The sequence below is a fragment of the Actinomycetota bacterium genome (genome assembly GCA_014360655.1).
Lineage (GTDB): Bacteria > Actinomycetota > Geothermincolia > Geothermincolales > RBG-13-55-18 > JACIXC01.
Genome location: JACIXC010000011.1, coordinates 27000 through 46360 on the forward strand (window position 1 = coordinate 27000; position 19361 = coordinate 46360).

Annotated in this window: 12 protein-coding genes; 10 read left to right on the forward strand and 2 right to left on the reverse strand. The window is 65.2% G+C overall.

Annotated features, from left to right (window positions below; translation table 11 throughout):
* Positions 1 to 414 precede the first annotated feature (414 nt).
* Entirely contained in the window at positions 415 to 1539 is a 1125-nt protein-coding gene (locus H5T73_08670; GenBank protein MBC7247838.1) for a HAMP domain-containing histidine kinase, read from the forward strand.
* Positions 1540 to 1760: 221 nt separating this feature from the next.
* Here H5T73_08670 and mtnN read toward each other — a convergent pair whose 3' ends face one another.
* Positions 1761 to 2624: a 5'-methylthioadenosine/S-adenosylhomocysteine nucleosidase gene (gene mtnN, locus H5T73_08675; protein MBC7247839.1), complete on the reverse strand. Its 864-nt coding sequence runs from the start codon at positions 2622 to 2624 to the stop codon at positions 1761 to 1763.
* A 265-nt stretch (positions 2625 to 2889) separates the two neighbouring features.
* On the opposite strand from mtnN, the gene H5T73_08680 reads away from it, so the two are divergent.
* Positions 2890 to 3339 (forward strand): response regulator, encoded by a 450-nt coding sequence (locus H5T73_08680; GenBank protein ID MBC7247840.1) that lies wholly within the window; start codon positions 2890 to 2892, stop codon positions 3337 to 3339.
* 54 nt (positions 3340 to 3393) lie between these two features.
* Here the strand turns inward: H5T73_08680 and H5T73_08685 are convergent, their stop codons facing one another.
* Positions 3394 to 3957 (reverse strand): hypothetical protein, encoded by a 564-nt coding sequence (locus tag H5T73_08685; protein MBC7247841.1) that lies wholly within the window; start codon positions 3955 to 3957, stop codon positions 3394 to 3396.
* Between the two features lie 194 nt (positions 3958 to 4151).
* Between H5T73_08685 and H5T73_08690 the strand changes: the two genes are divergently transcribed.
* The 8 genes from H5T73_08690 (at position 4152) to H5T73_08725 (ending at position 19358) form a co-directional block, all read left to right on the forward strand.
* A complete protein-coding gene (locus H5T73_08690) occupies positions 4152 to 5153 on the forward strand; it encodes a tRNA 4-thiouridine(8) synthase ThiI (protein MBC7247842.1) in 1002 nt (333 codons plus the stop codon).
* 233 nt (positions 5154 to 5386) lie between these two features.
* Complete coding sequence (locus H5T73_08695) at positions 5387 to 7864, forward strand: leucine--tRNA ligase (protein MBC7247843.1); 2478 nt, start codon at positions 5387 to 5389, stop codon at positions 7862 to 7864.
* A gap of 45 nt (positions 7865 to 7909) precedes the next feature.
* Positions 7910 to 8506 (forward strand): helix-hairpin-helix domain-containing protein, encoded by a 597-nt coding sequence (locus H5T73_08700; protein ID MBC7247844.1) that lies wholly within the window; start codon positions 7910 to 7912, stop codon positions 8504 to 8506.
* Positions 8507 to 8582: 76 nt separating this feature from the next.
* Positions 8583 to 10889 carry a ComEC/Rec2 family competence protein gene (locus H5T73_08705; protein ID MBC7247845.1) on the forward strand — a complete coding sequence of 769 codons (2307 nt, stop codon included), beginning with the start codon at positions 8583 to 8585 and terminating at the stop codon, positions 10887 to 10889.
* A gap of 219 nt (positions 10890 to 11108) precedes the next feature.
* Positions 11109 to 12095, forward strand: a complete 987-nt coding sequence (holA, locus tag H5T73_08710) for a DNA polymerase III subunit delta (GenBank protein ID MBC7247846.1) — start codon at positions 11109 to 11111, stop codon at positions 12093 to 12095.
* A gap of 504 nt (positions 12096 to 12599) precedes the next feature.
* On the forward strand, positions 12600 to 13736 hold the full coding sequence (locus H5T73_08715; GenBank protein MBC7247847.1) for an RHS repeat-associated core domain-containing protein: 1137 nt from the start codon (positions 12600 to 12602) through the stop codon (positions 13734 to 13736).
* A gap of 159 nt (positions 13737 to 13895) precedes the next feature.
* A complete protein-coding gene (locus tag H5T73_08720) occupies positions 13896 to 14354 on the forward strand; it encodes a hypothetical protein (GenBank protein MBC7247848.1) in 459 nt (152 codons plus the stop codon).
* Positions 14355 to 14426: 72 nt separating this feature from the next.
* On the forward strand, positions 14427 to 19358 hold the full coding sequence (locus H5T73_08725; GenBank protein MBC7247849.1) for an RHS repeat-associated core domain-containing protein: 4932 nt from the start codon (positions 14427 to 14429) through the stop codon (positions 19356 to 19358).
* Positions 19359 to 19361 lie beyond the last annotated feature (3 nt).

The following is a 19361-nucleotide window of genomic DNA, read 5'->3' on the forward strand; positions in this document are numbered from 1 at the left end:
CGCCCCGGCGCCCCCGGCCGGGGCGATGGGGCTGCCGGGCAAGGGACCGCCCGGGGGGCGTTGCGCGCGTCACGGCAGCCGCTTTAAGGGTCTCGCGTGGGCGGTTGTGATGGTAGCGTGTCCCGCTCTCCCTCTCGTGCGGATATCATGCCGGCGGCACTTGAAACGAGGTCCGCACTCGCGTACGGGTCGTGATCGCGGATCGGGGATGCGCGAAGTGGGGCGGCACTTGAAACGGAGCCCTTTCCTCGCGTACAAATATTGTGTAGCGGCTCCCGCGCGACGCAGTTGACCTCGGGCGCAAGCAAGGCCGCACGGGGAAGCACGGCACGGGGAGGGGGACGAAAGGCGCCGGCCGCGCGGGAAATCCTCCCGCAGGTAACCCGTCCATGCGCGCATGAGGGGAATGGGCTTTTGGAAAAGAACGCCGCCCGCAAGACGGCCGCTTTCGGGCAGATCGTTGGAAGAAGGCTGCGCCTCCCGCTTGTGTCTGCCCTGTGCGCCGTATGCTTTTTCCTCCTCTACTGGTTCCATTTCCTGCGGCGCAGCGATATCGTGTTCACCCATTTTTTCTACGTTCCCATCGTGCTCGGCGCCATGTGGTGGGACTGGAGGGGATACGCCGTCGCCCTCATCCTCACGCTGGCCCTGGTGGTGACCCACCTTCTCGGCGGGGTGGAGGAAGCCCTGTGGCCGGACCTGGCACGCTCCGCCTCCTTCCTGACGGTGGGCGCGGCGGTGGCCGCTTTGAGCCGCCGCCAGAGAAGGCTCCGGGGCGAGATCGCCGCCCATGCCCGCGATCTGGAGGAGGCGGTGGAGCGGCGCACGAGGCAGCTGCACGAGAAGAACCGCGAGTTGGAGGCCTATGCCCACACCATCTCCCACGACCTTACGGCCCCCCTGGTGGTCATCCAGGGTTACGTGGAACTGCTGCAGGAGAAGGGCCACGAATCCCTGGGAGAGGAGGGGATGGCATACCTGCAGAGCATTGAGAAGGCGGCGGAGCGCATGCGGCGCATGACCAGATCCCTCCTGGATTACGCGCGGGCGGGGACAGCGGGCGGCGAAGAAACGGCCGATGCCGGGGAGGTGCTGGGGGAGGTTTTGGCGGAGAGGTCGCTCGACCTGGAAAGGGGAGGGGTGAAGGTGGAGGTCGCCGGGGACCTCCCGCGCGTAAGGACTAACCCCGACCGGCTGCAGCAGGTCTTCGCCAACCTCCTCGACAACGCCCTGAAATACGGAGGGGACAACCCGCATCCGCGCATCGCGGTGGGATGGCGCCCGGAGGGCGGGATGGCGTGTTTCTCCTTCCATGATAACGGGGTTGGCATCGACGAGGGGGACCTGGAGGAGGTCTTTCAGCCCTTCCGCCGTCTCTCCAACCGGGGGGAACCGGGACTGGGCATAGGCCTTTCCACCGTGAAGCGGCTGGTGGAAGGGTGGGGCGGTCGCGTGTGGGCGGACTCCTCGCCGGGCGAGGGGAGCACCTTCTACTTCACCGTTCCGCTTTGCGATGCCGTGGATGGCGGAGAGGAGTAGCCACGCCGGGGGCGCCGACGTCACGGGCGGCTGCCTGCGGGAGCGCGCGGGTTGTCGGCCGGAGCGTTATCGGACGCCCGTATCGCGCGGCCGCGGAACTGCACGGGAAAAGGGTCGGCCGCCGCGTTTTCCACCCCGCGCGTTTCGGGGCGCACCTACAGGCATGTTTTCCGGAAGATAATCGCGTTGCGACCCCCTAACACGCGTGACCCCCGGGACGTTCATGTATCCGCATGCGTGCTTACCGCATCCGTGTCTTCGGGACCGCGGCCGCAGAGCAGGGGGAGGAACGTCTCCAGGAAACGCCCCAGGTTGGCCAGCGCCAGGTCCCTGCCCCGCAGCAGCTCCTGCGCCCGTGAGATGACCCCGGGGTCGCTGACCGATAGGTGGAAACGTTTCTCCCAGAGGTTACGCCGGGACTGGCCCCGGTAGCGGAGGAGCTTTTCCATGCCCACGAAATCGTGTCCCAGCTCGTCGCTGATGGCGCGGACGGCCATGCAGGGCACATCGGCCTGCATGGCCACCTGGGCGGCTGCGGCTCCCTCCATCTCCACGGCCAGCGCCTGGAAGACTTCCCCAAGATGGGAGCGCAGTTCCGGGTCAAGGACCACCTGGTCGCAGGTGAGGACCGGACCCAGGTGAAAGGGAAGGCCCGCCGCCCGGGCGGCGTCCGCCGCGAGCTCGAGCAGCCAATGCGGGGAGGTGAAGGTGGGGGAAAAGGCCACGCGCCCCTCCTCGTAGACTCCCGGGCCCGTGTTCCCGAAGCCGCCGGAGTGCGCCACTCCCACGTCACCGGGCAGCAGCGCGGTGGACAGCACAAGATCGCCGGCCCCGGTACGGGGAGTAAGCGCTCCCGCGGTGCCGCAGACCAGCAGGACCCACGGCCGGTACCTTTCCAGGAGGAGCATGGTCCCCGCGGCGGCCGCCACCTTGCCCACGCCGCATGTGAGCACGATTACCTCCTCGCCCGCGAACTCGCTCCGCTGCAGCCGCATGTGTCGCGGGGAGTCGCAGGAAACCGGCTCGGGGAGCGGAGGCGAGACGATGGAGGCCTCCTTCGGCGTGGCGAAAAGCAGTGCGATCATACTCGTACCCCTTCCCTCGCGTTATCCCTGACCACATTAGGTTAACACAGGATGGAAGAATCGGGCGGGCGGGGAGGAAGGCCGTAACCGTCCTTTGCCGGAAGCCCGCGAGGTGTCCCGTGACCGTGGGCGGAGTGGATGCGGACCGCGGTGGTTACCCGGAACGATGCCGGGCCGGGAGATCCGCCGGAGGTGACGCTAAAGCCGGGGGGAGGTTGCGGACGAGAAATAACCGTGAGGAATCTGTCTTTTGGAGGTTGGCCGTATGGCGGAGAAGGTCCTTATCGTAGACGACGACGCGACCATGGTAAACCTCCTCGCCACCGTTCTCGAGTTCGAGGGGTACGAGACTCGCAAGGCTCTTTCCGGAAAGGAAGCCCTGGAAAGCATAAACGGCGACCCCCCCGACGTCGTCCTCCTGGATATCATGATGCCGGGCATGGACGGCTTCGAGGTCCTGGCCAGGCTGCGGGGGGATGTGAAGACGGAGAGGCTTCCCGTGATCATGCTCACGGCGAGGACGGAAGACAGGGACATCTTCGAGGGATGGAGGCGGGGGGCGGACGAGTACGTGACCAAGCCCTTCGATCCGCGTGAGCTGGTTCAGGCCATAAGGAGGGTGCTCGACCGTTCGTACGAGGAGAGGCTGGAGGAGCGGGCGCGTCACGTCGATTTCCTCCTGCAGCTGATACAGAAGATAGACGACCACGAGTGAGAATCCCGGGGGGCGGGAAGGAGCCGCCGCGTCCTTGCCGCGGCTCCACCGCGGTCATTCCCATCCTCCCTCGCAGAGCTCGCGGAACAGCTCCGGGTCTTCCGCCAGCTCACGCAGGGCGCGCAGCTCGTGCACCCGTAGCCTGCGCGCCGCCTGCCGCACGTGGGCAAGGGCCGCCTCCCTTACCTTGCGGTGGGTCTGCGGGTAGAGTTCCCGCACCGCCATGTCAATTGCGTCCTCGAGCGAGAAGCCGGCCTGGCGCTTGCGTTGTGCGAGGGAGAAGACACGCGGGAAGTTGGCGATGACCTCCGATCGGCCCGTGCCGCCCCGGTTCGGGCCGGAAGGGGTGACCCTCCTGGCGCGCAGGGCCTCGACCAGCTCACCGTCTTCCGCCAGCTCGCGCAGGGCGCGCAGCGTGCCCCATCCCCTCTCCTCCTTCAGCCTTTCGAGAATGCACTGCGCCTCGTCCAGGACGTCCCTGTAGGCAAGGGGATACCTCTCCCGCGCGCATGATTCCAGGGAGTTCCGGATGGACGCGCCCTTTCCCACCAGGGTGAGGGACCGCGAGAAAAGGTCCCTGTAATCGACGTTATCGACCAGGTGGATCTCATCGTCCATGATGCCATCTTACCATCGCTTACCCGCTATCGACCATGCGCGGCCAAAAGGCGATAATTAGGGGCGACGATCGGGGGCGACGCGGATAAGGCGGGAACGCCGCGGACGGCGGGGCCGGCCTGCGCGGCGCATCCAATGAGGAGCGAGCGGGTAAGACCGCCGGTCGCCGGTGAAGTGCTGGAGGTGCCGAGGACATGGGCGAGAGTGGAGCGGGACGCGGCGGCCGCAGGGCCCTGGTGCTTCTTTCCGGGGGACTGGACTCCATGCTCGCCGCGGAGCTGTTGCGGCGTTGCGGCGTCGAGGTGGTCGGCATCGCCTTCACCAGCCCCTTTTTCGGGAGCGCGAAGGCGGAGAAGGCCGCGGCATACCTCGGCCTTCCCCTGGTGGTCAGGGATATCACCGGGCCGCACCTGGAGGTGGTGAAGGCGCCCCGCTTCGGATACGGGAGGAACCTCAACCCCTGCATCGACTGCCACGCCCTCATGGTGGCGCAGGCCCTCGCGATGCTGCGGGAGCTCGAAGCCCACTTCATAGCCACGGGCGAGGTCTTGGGTGAGAGGCCGAAATCGCAGAACCGCAGAGCGCTCGACCTGGTGGCGAGCGCCTCGGGAGCGGGGGAGCTCCTGCTGCGCCCCCTATCGGCGCGCCTCCTTCCCGAGACGCTGCCGGAACGGGAGGGCTGGGTGCGGCGGGAGGAAATGCTGGATATCAGCGGGCGCTCGCGCCGCCGCCAGATGGAGCTGGCCGAGGCCTGGGGGATACGGGAGTACGAGACGCCCGCAGGGGGCTGCCTGCTCACCGACCCCGGCTTCAGCTCCCGCCTCCGGGAGCTCCTGGGCAGGGTCCCGGAGTGCGACCGCCGGGACGTGGAGCTGATCAAGCTGGGTCGGCAGGTGTGGAGAGGGAAGACGTTGCTGGTGCTGGGGCGCAGGCACGAGGAGAACCTGCTCCTGCAGGAGACGGCCCTACCGAGCGACGTCCTGTGCAGGGAAAGGGATAGGCCCGGCCCCACCGCCCTCTTGAGGACCTTCCCGCGCGGGGCTTCCCCCAGTCCCGGCGACCTCGCCGAGGCCGCCCGCCTGCTGGGGATATATGGTAAAGGAAAGACACCCCTCGAGGTCGCCGATATTGTGGTCTACGACGGCGGGGAGCTGCCCGGGGATGACGGTGGCGGGCAGGCGGCGGGAGGCGCCTGACGGCGGCGGGAAAACACGCACGGGGCCCATTTCCCGTACATGTGATATATTGCACAAGATATATAACTGTACTATAATGGCGGCGCGCGGGAAGGGAGCAGGCGCGCAACCGCTTGCGCCGGTCCGCCGCATAAATTAACGTATCGTTTAGACGGCCCGCGGCGGCACGGGAGGCGATCGGGGCGTTGGGGGCTGTAAAGGTTTGACGAGACAGACTGCGGCGAGAGGTGAGCATGGAGGAGAGATACGACTTCGCCCGCCTGGAGGAGAAGTGGGTGAAGCGCTGGGAGGAAAGCGACCTCTACGGCGCCGTGGAGGAGCCGGGAAGGGAGAAGAAGTATGTCCTGGTGATGTTCCCCTACCCCTCCGGTCCGGCGCACATGGGCCACGTGGCCAACTACAACCTCGGCGACGTGCTTGCGCGTTACCTGCGCCGGTGCGGCGTCAACGTCCTTCATCCCATGGGCTGGGACGGTTTCGGGCTTCCCGCGGAGAACGCCGCCATCCGCTCGGGCGTCCATCCCGCCAGGTACACCTGGGACAACATCGCCCTCCTCAAGGAGGGCCTGCGGCGCCTCGGCTATTCCTACGACTGGGACCGCGAGCTGGCCACCTGTGACCCGGAATACTACCGCTGGACGCAGTGGTTTTTCCTGAAGTTCTACGAGAAGGGGTTGGCCTACAAGGCGCTGGCCTGGGCCAACTGGTGCCCGAGCTGCCGCACCGTGCTTGCCAACGAACAGGTGGTATCCGGGCGCTGCGAGCGTTGCGACACCCTGGTGGAGCAGAAGGCCCTCTCGCAGTGGTTCTTCCGCATCACGGAGTACGCGGAGCGGCTCCTGGCCGACATGGAGCAGCTCTCGGGCTGGCCGGAGAACGTGCTCGCCATGCAGCGCAACTGGATCGGGCGTTCCGAGGGATGCGAGGTGGTCTTCCGCCTGAAGGAAAGCGGCCGGGAGATACCCATCTTCACCACCAGGCCCGACACGCTGTGGGGGGTCACCTTCTTTTTGCTGGCGCCGGAGCATCCCCTGGTGGACGAGCTCACGCGGGGGACTCCCTACGAGGCGGAGGTGGCCGCCTTCCGCGAGAGGCTGCGCGGCGTCTCCGCCATCGAGCGCACCTCCCTGGAGAGCGAGAAGGACGGCGTCTTCATCGGGGCGCACGTCGTCAACCCCGTGAACGGGGAGGAGGTGCCCGTGTGGACCGCCAATTTCGTGCTCATGGAATACGGGACGGGAGCGGTGATGGCGGTGCCCGCCCACGACCAGAGGGACTTCGAGTTCGCGCGCAAGTACGGCCTTCCCGTCCGCGTGGTCATCCAGCCTCCGGGAGGGGAGCTGCATCCCGACGAGATGGAGGAGGCCTACGTGGATCCCGGCACCATGGTGAACTCCGGCCCCTTCGAGGGGTGGGACAGCGAGGAAGGCAGGGTGCGCGGGGTGCCCGATCTCCTGGAGGAAAAGGGATGGGGGAGAAGGACCGTGAACTACCGGCTGCGCGACTGGCTCATCTCGCGCCAGCGCTACTGGGGGGTCCCCATCCCCATCGTCTACTGCGGGCGCTGCGGCACGGTCCCCGTGCCCGAGGAGGACCTTCCCGTGCTCCTGCCGGAGGACGTGCAGTTCATCTTCGAGGGCCCCTCTCCACTCGAGCGCTCGCAGGAGTTCAGGAACACCGTCTGTCCTCGCTGCGGGGGAGCCGCGGAGAGGGAGACGGACACCATGGATACCTTTGTCGATTCCTCCTGGTACTATATCCGTTACGCGAGCCCGCGGGAGAAAGAACGGCCCTTCGACCCCGAGGCGGTGCGCTACTGGCTGCCCGTCGACCAGTACATCGGGGGCGTGGAGCACGCCATCATGCACTTGCTCTACTCGCGCTTCTTCACCAAGGTCCTCAAGGACCTGGGGCTGGTGGATTTCGACGAGCCCTTCAGCAACCTGCTGTGCCAGGGCATGGTGGTCCTGGGCGGGGCCAAGATGAGCAAGTCCAAGGGCAACGTGATCACCCCGGAGGAGTTCATCGAGAAGTACGGCGCGGACACCCTGCGGCTCTTCATCCTCTTCCTGGGTCCCCCCGAGGCGGACAAGGAATGGAGCGATGCGGGGATCGAGGGAGCCCATCGCTTCCTGCACCGCGTCTGGAGGCTGGTGTATCGTTACCTTGACGTGCTCACCTTCAAGACGCAGCCCGTCCCGGAGGATGCCCAGGTGCTCAAGCGCCTCTCCCACCTCACCCACCGCACCATCAAGAAGGTCACCGAGGACATAGAGCGCTTCGCCTTCAACACGGCAATAGCCGCCATCATGGAGTTCACCAACGGCCTCTACAGGGAGATAGAGGAATCACCCGACGCCTTCAACACCTTCGAGGGTCACGAGGCCATCCGCTCCCTGGTGCTGCTCCTGGCGCCCTTCGCCCCCTTCATCGCCGAGGAGCTCTGGCAGGAACTGGGAGGGGAGTTCAGCGTGCACACGCAACCGTGGCCGGAGTACGATCCCCGGCTGGCCAGGTCCGAGCGCATCACGCTGGTGGCCCAGGTGGACGGGAAGGTGAGGGACCGCATCGAGGTGGACGCGGACATGCCCAGCGAGGAGATGAAACGCGTCGCCCTGGCCTCCATGCGGGTTCAGAGCCACCTCGAGGGCAGGCAGGTCACCAAGATCATCGTCGTCCCCGGGAAGCTGGTGAACATCGTCACCGGCTGAGGGTTCACCCATTTTCCGCAGACCGTATCGAAAGCACTTCAGAGCATGCTGGAGAAGATCGCAGATCTCCTTGACAGGCTGTCCGCGCTGCCCCACTGGCAGCTCGCCTTCATCGCCGTGCTGGCGGTGGGCGTGCTGGCGGGGGGCTTTTTCCTCCTGCGCCCCGCGCCGCGGCCACGTGGCGAGCTGCACGTGGCGGGGGAGGAAGCGGCCGCGGAACCCCGCGTCCTGACCGTGCACGTGGCGGGGGCAGTGGCACGGCCGGGCGTGGTGCGGCTGCAGGAAGGGGCCCGGGTGCTGGATGCCGTGGAGGGGGCGGGAGGGCCGCTCCCGGAAGCCGACCTCGACGCGCTGAACCTCGCCCAACCGGTGCAGGACGGCCAGAAGATAAGCGTTCCCCGCAAGGGAGAGAACGGGGGGTCGACCCAGGGCGAGGGAGGCAAGTCGAGCGGCAAGGTGAACATCAACACGGCGGACGCGGACGAGCTGGAAAAACTTCCCGGCATCGGCCCGACCCTGGCGGAGCGCATAGTCTCCTACCGCGAGAACAACGGCGGTTTCAGGAGCGTCGAGGACTTGAAGAAGGTATCGGGCATCGGCGAAAAGAAATTCGCCGAGCTCAGGGACCTGGTGGAGATCTAGGAGGGAAGCGCGCGGGCGCTTTCTCCGGCGGCGAGAGCGGCTTTTTCTTTTTACATGTGGCTGGGGAACGGGGGAGATGCGGGGGACGTGCACGCCTCGGGAACTTTTCTACCGCGCCAGGCTCCTGGTGCTCGCCTCCGCGCTCATACTGGGGGGAGCGGTGGGCAATGCGGGCGGCATTGACTTCATCTGGATATTATTACCATCCGTTATTATGCTCCTCCTGGCCGCGGTGGCGCGGCTGCATGGCAAGACCCTTTGTTTCCTCCTCCTCGCGCTCCTCCTGGTGCACGTGGGGGTGGCGGTAGGGTTCCGCGACCGCTCGAGGCTGGACGGCAGGCGCGGGAAATCGGGTTACGTCACCCTGACCGGGCACGTTGAGGTGGGCAATCGTGGTTCCTCCAGCGGAGAGGTCATGGTGCTGCGGGTGGAGGAAAGCGGGGAAAGCGCCCTCGCCCGCGAGGGGGAGCGCTACCTCTTTCACCTCCCGGATCAGGGTGCGGAGGCGCCGCGCTGGGGAGACGTGGTGGAGGCGCATGGCTACCTGAGGATCTTCGACACCGTCAGTGGAGGGATATCGGGGACCCTTTGGGCGCAGTCGGTGGAGCGCAGGGGAACGCGTGCGAGCCTACTCCTGCGCGCGGCCCTGGCCTTCCGGGGGCGGGTGGGGGAGGTAACGGTCTCCCTCCCGGAGGGGGAAGCCGCCCTGGCAAGGGGCATGGTGCTCGGGGACTACCACGGCCTCGGCTCGCGCGACCTCCTTTCCCTGCGCGCCTCGGGACTCATCCACGTCTGCGCCGCATCGGGCCTGCACGTGGGCATGCTGGTGGCGGGGCTTCTGTGGGCATGGAGGAAGCTCTCCGCCTCAAGGAGGGGCGCCTTCTTCCTTACCCTGCCCCTGCTACTGACCTATGCCCTGGCCACCGGCTTGTCCGTCCCCGTGTTGCGGGCTTCGCTTCTGGCACTCACGGCGGGGGCATCTTTTCTGCTGGGACGGGATTACGATTCTCTCTCCGCCATGGGGTCGGCCGCGCTTGTGCTTTTCCTGCGGGACTCCAACATCGCGACCTCCACCAGTTTCCAGCTCTCCTTCGCGGCCGCCCTGGGCGTGGTGCTTCTCTTCCGGCCCCTTGGAGGCTTGGTGGCATCGGGCGGATCCCCGCTTGCGGCGGTGTTGGCCACTACCCTGGCCGCGCAGCTCGCGGTGGCGCCGGTGTTGCTCCACTCCTTCGGTGAGGTGTCCCTCCTGGCCCCCTTGAGCAACCTCCTGGTGCTCCCCCTCCTCCCCCTCCTCATGGGCGCCTCGCTGCTCGGGACGCTGTTCTCCTGGTTATGGATGCCCCTGGCCCGCCTGTTGATGCTGGCGGCTTACCCCGTTGCCAGGTGGACCCTGCTGGTGGCGCGGGTCGTCGCCGGGCAGCGCTGGGCCATGGTGCGCCTGTTTTCCTTCAACGCGGCCTGGATGCTCCTCTATTATCCAGCGCTTCTCGCGGCTTTCCTGGCGGAGGGAAAGATCAGGCGTCGGGGACGGGTCCTGCTGGTGGCGCTGGTCTCGCTCGCCCTGTTCGCGGGGCTGCACCTGCATTTGCCCCTGCACGCCGCGGCCGGCGGCGCCAGCATAACCTTTTTCGACGTGGGACAGGGGGATTCCGCCCTGATCCAGGCGGAGTCGGGCGCCACCGTGCTGGTGGACGGTGGGAAGGACGAGTGGAGGCTGGAGCAGGAGTTGCGCGAGAGGGACATAAGGTACCTTGACGTCATCGCCGTGAGCCACCCGGAGGCCGATCACGCGGGCGGGCTGGGCGCGGCGTTCAAGGTGTGCGGCGTGGGTCTGGTCCTGCACCCGCCCCTCGCGGATGGCGAGGCGGCGGAGGCGGGATTCCTTGCCCGGGCGGAGGAGATGGGGGTGCCCACGCGCCCCATGTCGGAGGGCATGGTCCTCGAGCTGGCGGAGGTGAGGCTGGAGGCCATGGCACCGCCCTCTCCCCCGGACGCGGAAATTCCCCTCAACGACCGCTCGCTGGTGTTGAAGGTATCCCTTCCGGGACTGGAGGCGGTGATGCCCGGCGACGTGGAGGAGGCGGGAGAGGAGAACCTCATGCGCGGGAACCCTCCCGGGAGCTTATCCTGCGACCTGCTCAAGGTGCCGCATCACGGGGGCTACGCGGAGACGGGTGAGGAGTTCTTCCGCCTGCTGCGCCCCTCCGTTGCCGTCATCAGCGTGGGAGCCGACAACCCCTACGGCCATCCCGCCTCCGGGACGCTGCAGGCCCTGCGCCGCCTGGGGTGCGACGTTTATCGCACCGATGAGCGCGGTGATATAGTTATTCGTGTGGATGGGGAAGGAAGGGGATACTGGGTGGAGTGCGAGAGGGGACCCTGAGGGCGTTATGCCGGCCCGGGGCGTGGCCCCGTGGAGGCGACAATCGTAAGCGGCCGTTGCCGCGAAGGGAAGGCCCCGCTCAACTAAGGGGAAGCGGGCCCTGCCGGTGGGGGAGGAACCGGGGAAGGTCCTGTCGCGCGTGGCCGAAGGAGTGGCCCACGGGTTACTCCCGGGAATCGGTTACATGGAATTATATGGTAACTAACGGGAGAAAGCTTCATGGATAAGGGGAAGGCCCTGCTCATCTACGGCGACCAGGCCCTGCTGGTGGAGGAGGAGCTGAAGAAGGTACTCGCGCGCATCGGCAAGGAGGTAGACCCCGAGTTCAACCTCGATTTCTTCCGGGCCGGCGAGGACAGGCTCGAGGAAGCACTGCGCGCCGCCGAGACCCTGCCCTTCGCTTCCGGCTGGAGGTACGTGGTGGTGAAGGAGGCACAGAGGTTGACTCCCGCGGAGATCAAGAGCCTGGTCCGCTACCTCGAGGATCCACCCGAGAGCGCGACGCTCATCCTCGTGGGCGTGGGATTGAAAGACGGTTCCTCCCTGGTGAAAGAGGTGGGAAAGCGGGGCAGGGTGAGGAAGGCCTCCCTCTCGCGCAGGGAGATCCCCCTCTGGATCAAGGGCCGCTTCGAGGAGAGGGGATTGCGCGTGAACGGCAGGGCCCTTTCCTACCTGCTGGAATCGCTGGGGGAGGACCTGATGGCCATAGAGGCCGCGGTGGAGAAGATATCCCTGTTTCACGAGGGTCGCGGCATGGTGGAGCTGGACGAGGTGGTGTCCCTGGTCTCGCCCTCGGCGGAGAGGACCGTTTACGAGCTTGTGGACAGGGTGGCGGTGGGGGATGCCGACCAGGCCTTGAAGATCCTGCGCCGCCTACTGCAGCAGGGGGAGAGGGCGGGGAACGTGCTTTACGCCCTGGAAGCCCATTTCCTGCGCCTGTTGCTCTACAGGGCCCTGCGGGAGGAGGGACGCACAGACCAGGAGATAGCCTCACGAATGGACCTCACGGGCAGTCGCCAGTGGGTGATCGAAAGGAAACTACGCCCGCAGTCCGCCACCTTCGACGAGGAGCGTTTGCGCGAGGCGCTCACGCTGCTCATCGAGGCGGAGTACGACATGAAGACGGGCCGCCTGGGGGAGCAGGACGTCCTCCTGCGGGTCACCGCCTCGCTGTGCGGCATCCCCGCTTCCCGGCGCGGGGGCTGATCCCGCCCCGGGGAACATGGCCCTCGCTCGGGCCGGGATGACGCAGGGGGCTACCACCTTCACCGTTGAGGAGACCACGCTTGACCGGCAAACCGGCCCATGTTCCCACAAGCACGCTCCCGCGTCACGTAAGTCATCTGCGCAATGAAACGTGGACGCCATCTTCTCTCGTGGCGAGGAGCGAAGCGACGAAGCCATATCACGATAAAGAAAGCCGCTCATACCGGTGAAACCGCCGCGTGAACACACGCGCCCACCGTGTTACCTGCAAGGAAGCGGTCCATGTAACCGGGACATGGCGTTGACTTCCAGGAGGCCTGGGCGCGGAGAGGCCACCTGAGCGGTTTGATCGTGTGCCCCTCACCGGGTGGTCGATGAGCATGCGAGGTGGTAAAGGGCCAGGGTTTCCATTCAAAAAAAGAATATTAAGCCCATGCCCAGACCGACCACAGGAAAGACCCCGGGGAGACCACCCACCCCTTCCGCTCCCCGAGGGGGGACGTCCTGGCCCTCCTGGACCGGGCCGGGAACCCCACCCGGACCTACGCCTACTCCCCCTACGGGGAGACGGAGGAGGGATACGCAGAAGAAGGCACCCCCTTCCTCTTCCAGGACGACTACCTGGACCCCGGAACCTCCCTCTACCACATGCAGGCCCGCTGGTACGACCCGGCCTCCTCCTCCTTCCTCTCCCCCGACCCGGAGATGGGGGAGGCTTCCGACCCCCAGGCAAGGCTCCCCTACGCCTACTGCGGAGGAGACCCGGTGTACAACTCCGACCCGGAAGGAAAGACCCCCAGGGACCTCGCCCTGGCCATGCGTAACCCCGCCCTGGCCGGGATGATCATGAAGAACCGGGCCCTCATGCTCGCCATCCTCTTGAAGCCCGGCAGCGGAAGGAAAGGCTCCTTTCTGGGCGGCCTCCTCGGCAACAGGAGAAGGGCGGAGGAGAAAGCGGCAAGATCCAATGGCGGTCCTCAAGCAAACAACATCGAAACGCAGTTTCTGCGGAATATCCCGGGACTTCCGGAAAGAATCTTGGGAAATGCCGAAAGACCCAGCCAGGAGAAAACAACCGGTATATGCAAGGACGAAAGGGGCATTGTATTTGTCACTTACTCCTCCGGCGACAAAACGGTAACAATTAATCTCGGAGATCCCTATGTGAAGGAAGGAATTGTAAATACACAATATAAATGGTACCAATACGCAACAGATATATTTAAGAGTATTTTCCGAAGCTACAGGGTATTTCCACTCGGCAGAAGATTTACTTACAGAGCCACGCTGATGTATGAAAGTGCAAGCAGCTCATTAAAGCTCGTTGTGGAAACCAGCACTGAGCCTGGAGGGGGATCCCACAGCCCCTATGGCAATGTGGAGGTGCTTCAGCATACGGATGTCGTAACCAGGGAAGGGAGAAGGTACGAAATGTCCCCCCTTGATCCCGGAACACGCATCGTACCACCTGGAGATATCAGCGGGCGGGCCAATTACCATTCCTATATCATAGAAGTGACACCCGAAGATATGCCCTTCCGCATCTATTCATACAACTTGTATTCTTGGGATCAAGGTATAAATTTTAAGGGAACAGCTGGTTTGGAAGAGATAGGATACGAAGTTCTGCCCAGGGGGTAATGGGAACGTAAGCACATATTTCTGTAGAGAAGAAAGCAGAAGAGCATCCAGATTCTGGTACGTTCTTGAAAACGCACAAGGCACTATTGCCTGAAAGTTACAGCAAAGCCTGATGAGGCAATACAAACTTGGCATAATATTTTAACAAGGGAGGTTGCCATGAAAGAAGATGCAAATGCATGGTTCCGGTCAACCCGTGATTCCTTAAGAAGCAAGAAGGGGCTTGCGATGACGGCAATGGGGGTCCTTTTAATAATTATCGGGGCGGTGATTCCAATAGAATATGATTTCTATGGCCAACCGCGCAGTTTCTTGAACAATGCGAAAGCCCTTTTTATCCTTGTGGCAATATTGCTTTTTCTCGTGGTTCTCTCTGCTTTGTCCTTATACATGCAGAATGTAAGGATTTCGAAATACTTTGCCCTAGGCTTCTTGTTCCTCTCAATCCTTCTTGCGATTGCTGGCACTGTTGAAACGGTGGCCTGGACTGCAGGGGTTATCGATAAGACAATTGATACCGGATTAGGGCTTTATTTCATGTATATTGGTACGCTAGCAATTCTTGCTGGATCGGTAGCGGTTTTCCGAGAGTCTAGAAAGCTGCCTGAATCCGCATGAGATATTTATATTTGGCCAGCCACCCTTTCTTGCAAGATACAGGGAGATAGGCATGATCTCTTTACTGCTCATTTGCATGAATATGGAAGCCCCCATGCGGCCTCGGTGAACAGCCTCGACGGGTCCGCCTACTACGTCAACCGCCATATCTACGACGAGCTGGGGCGCCTTGCGGAGACGGAGTACGCTATCCCCGCGGCTTCCTACGACCCGGGCACCTATGACCGGGGATGCAACCTGGGCATGAAGGAGGTGCGCTACGAGGACTACAACCTCCTGGGGCAGCCCACGCGCATAATCGAGTACCTGAAGGACGGAGGCGTCTACAGGGTGGCCAAGGTCACCGAGAGGGCCTTCTCCCCCCAAGGGGACCTGGCCTCCGAGACGGTCAGAGATGGGGCAGACGTGATCTGCTCCCTTGTCACCTACGAATACGATCCCCAGGGCAGGATGACCCTCGAGCGTAAGTGGCGCAATGATGCGGAGGCCCAGGAGCGAAGGCTCTCCTACGTGAACGAGGGGATATCCCGCTTCAAGCCCGCATGCGAATACCTCTCCCACCACCGGGAGGGAAGCACCGTCTACTACGAGAAAAGGACCACCACCTTCTTCTACGACGGGCAGACGGCGGCGGAGACCTCGGCCGAGCTGGGCCACTTCTCCGGGAGCGGCTTCGTCGTGGACGACTCCTCGCAGAAGCTCACCGTTTCCTATTCCTACCACGGGGGAGGAACCCAGGCGGGGAGGCTCCACGAGAAGGTGACCACGGGCCCCAGGGAGCTGGGAGAGGGAGGCGCCCTCATCTCGGGCGAGCTGGAGCGCCGCCGCTACGCCTGGAACCTGAACGGCCTGCCGGCATACGAGTGCCTGGTGGTGGGAGGCGCCGAGGTGAACAAGAGCGTCTACGGCTACGACTCCCTCTTCCGCGAGACAGCCCGCTTCGAGCAGGTGACCTACGCCCGGGGAGACGGGACCCTGGAGACGCGCCAGGTGGTGACCAAGTACGCCTATGACCCCTCCGGCAACCGCACCCTGGAAAGGCCCCCCGGCTCCGGCCCCGGAACCCGCAGGGAATACGACCTTGCGGGAAGGGTGGTGAAGGAGACTGACCCCTCGGGCGCGGTGAAGCGCTACTCCTACGACCTTGCCGGGAACCTCACCGGCGAGATAGTGGAGAAATGGGAGGGCGGGGAGATCGTGACCACCCACGCCTACGACGCCCTCTCCCGCGAGGTTATGGTCACCCGCCCCAACCCGGACGACCCCTCCTCGCCCATCCTCACCTCCTACTCCTACGGGGCCAACGCCAAGCGTGCCGAGACCTACGAGGAGAAGAACCCCTCCCTGAAAAAGGCCGTGGACTACCTCTACGACCCCCTGGGAAGGCTCCTCTCGGAGAAGAGGCATTACGAGGGCGGGGTGGCGGAGACCCTCCGCGCCTACGACCGCTGCGGCAACGAGGTCTCCCTGAGGGAGCCCGACACGGCGGAGAAGGTGAAGGAGTACGACCTGGCGGGGAGGCTGCTCAAGGTCACCGCGAGGGGCGTGGACCTGGGGGAGAGGGACGGGCAGGGAGAGCCCATGCTGCGCGACCTCACCCTGGAGGAATACGCCTACGACCCCGCGGGGAGGAAGGCCTCCTCCCGCGCCCCATATGGCTCGGGGGCATCCTGGGAGGGCACCCTCACCACCTACGCCTACGACGGCCTTTCCCGGGAGCTGCGGGTTACGCAGGAGCTGGAGGGCGAAAACGCCGTCACCTCCCACGCCTGGGAATACGAGGTGGTGGGGGCGGGGGCGGCCGTCTCCCACGCCGTCGTCTCCCCCGAGGGCCTTCTGACCGAGATGCTCATCGACCAGCGGGGAAGGGAGATAAAAAGGACCCTGCGCCCCGAGGGCTACCCCGCCCGCGAGATCTGGACCGCCATCGGCGAGTACGGGGAGGCGGACGGCGACAACCTGAGGGTGGAGACCTCCCACGGTCCCGCCCCGGACGCCTGGACCAGGAGGGAATACGACGCCGCGGGGAGGGTGGCGCGCGTAAGCGACGCCGCGGGAGGGGAGGCCGCCAGGACCTACAACGAGCGGGGCCTCCTCACCCGCGAGACGGTCAGGGTGGACGAGGACACCACCGCCGTGACCTGCCACGCCTACGACGACCTGGCGCGCGAGACCATGACCTGCCGGGGCTACAACGGCCAGGGGAACCCCATGGAGCCCCGCTACTTCGCCTACGACATCTTCGGGAGAAAGGTCTCCGAGTGGGACGCCGCGAGCGCGGGCCGCCCCGCCGCCTTCTCCTACGACCTCCTGGACCACCTCACGGCGGAGGCCCGGCCCATAGACGGGGACACCGTCCTCGTCAAGAACTACAAAAGGGACCGGGCGGGAAGGATGCTCTCCCTCTCCCTGGCCACGGATACCACCCCGGTCAGGGAGATCACCTACTCGGGCCTGGGCCACCCCCTCGCCGTCGTCTCCCACCCCGGCCCCGCGGAGGACATCACCGTCACCTACGCCTGGGACGCCGCGGGGAGGATGACCAGGGAGACCGACGGGGCGGGCAACGCCTGGACCTACGCCTACAACCGCCTGGGCCTGCTCGCCGAGTCCCGCGACCCCCTCTACGACGAGGAAACCCACCCCTACGCCGCCAGGATGGCCTACGACCGGGAGGGGAGGATGACCGCGAGCGTGGTCTCCGACGGGGCGACCGCCCCGGACATCGTCTCCTCCCTCTCCCTCACCTGGCTCCCCACCGGGGAGGTGGACACCCGCTCCTTCTCGGACGGGGCGGGGGGATACGCGCAGGAGGACTACGAATACGACGACTACGGCAGGCTCACCTCCGTCTCCTGCCCCTCCGGGGTCACCCTCTCCTACTCCGACTACGACCCCTGCTCCCGCCCCCGCGCCCTCACCTTCGCCATGGGCGGAAAGACCTACTCGCAGACCCTCTCCTACACCGAGGGAGGGGCGCTCTCCTCCGTTACCCTGCCCGCGGGCACCACCTCCTACGGCTACGACGACCAGGGACGCCTGGCCCACGCCGAGGGCCCGCAGGGCTCCTTCTACCGCTTCCACTACGACTGCCGCGGCCTGCTCCAGGCCCTCTCCCTCCCGGGGGAGGCGGGGGAGATGGCCTGGACCTACACCCTGGACGGGAGGCCCTCCTCCGTGTCCCTGACCCCGCGGGGGGAGGCCTCCCCCTCCGCCTCCCTCTCCTACTCCTACGACGCATACGGTAAAGTGGTGACCATGACGAGGCACATGGAGACCGCCGACCCCGCCTCGGGGACCTACGCCTACGCCTACGACCGCCTGGGCAGGCTCACGGGGGCGGATGGCCCCTCCGCCATGCCCGACTATTCCTACGCCTACGACCCCCGGGGGCCGCTGTCGCGAAAGACCGAGACCCCGCCGGCGGGGGACCCCGTCGTGACCGCCTACGCCTACGACGCCGCGGGAAGGCTCTCCTTCGAATACCGTCCCTCGGACCCGGCCGCCCACCTCACCGACTACTCCTGGGACCCCGCGGGGAGGATGGTCTCGGCCTCGGGCGAGCGCGGCATCTCCTCCCTTGCCTGGGACGGCCTCTCCCGCCTGGTCTCCGCCGCCACCCCCGGGGACGGGGGCACGGAGAGGGTCTCCTCCTACGCCTACGACCACCTGGGAAGGATGCTCGCAAGGGAGGAGAGGGAAGACGGCGCCTCCTCCTCCACCCTCCTTCTGCCCTTCGCCCTCACCCGGGAGACCGCGGCCCTCTACGACCCGGAGGGGGAGGGACCCGGCGCCCTCCTCTTCTCCTTCCTCTCCGGCCCCTCCGGCACCCGCCTTGCCCAGACCGACCACAGGAAAGACCCCGGGGAGACCACCCACCCCTTCCGCTCCCCCCGCGGGGACGTCCTGGCCCTCCTGGACCGGGACGGGAACCCCACCCGGACCTACGCCTACTCCCCCTACGGGGAGACGGAGGAGGGATACTCAGAAGAAGGCACCCCCTTCCTCTTCCAGGACGACTACCTGGACCCTGAGACCTCCCTCTACCACATGCAGGCCCGCTGGTACGACCCCTGCTCCTCCTCCTTCCTCTCCCCCGACCCGGAGATGGGGGAGGCTTCCGACCCCCAGGCAAGGCTCCCCTACGCCTACTGCGCGGGAGACCCGGTATACAACTCCGACCCCTCGGGCAGGAGGCTCATCGAGGGCGAGGACGAGTCGGGCAGGATGATCACCTGGGCACCCACCTCGTTCCTGCGGAAATATACCGCCGGGCGCGGGGAGACCATGAGCGGTTACTACAGAAGGAAGACGCAGGAGCGCAACATAAGGAAAGCCCTAGCAAAGGCCACAGCCGCCCTGACAGGACTCGCCCGGCCTTCCGATCTCTCCGAGCAGACAATCGCCGGCCTCACGGCGGCGGGGATAGACCCCTTGTCGTTCAAGAGGCACATGTTCTCCCAACTGCAGGAAGCCGTGGAAGACGGTCGCCTTGGCAAGGTACATAGCATGGTCATCGACATGGGGGAATCCCACCTCTTCACCGAGCAGGACCTGAGGTACTTCCTCTCCCGCACGAACATGAACCGGGCCATGCAGGAGGCCTACGTGCAGGTCTTCCACGAGGCCGAACAAGGGGCCTTCGATACCCCATACCTGGATTTCGTAGGTGCTTGGCGGTCAGGCAGGCTATCGCTCAACCTGACCGCTAACCTCGGATTTGTGGAATTCAACATCAACATATCACATAGAGGTTGGGATACTGACATGGCATGGTGCGCCAGCGTTCCAGGTGCATCCTTTACGGCCTCGTATGATCCATATCCTGAGAAGAAGATCATAAGGGCGCAAAGTATGCATGCCGGATATTTCGCGGGCGGAGGTGTGGAATTCGTTACCTACGAAGATGGATGCACGGGTATCATCGTGAGCGGTGGAGCAACATGGGGATTTGATCTTGGATGGCGTGGAAATCCTAGACATCTTGATGAGTTAGAGAGATAATAT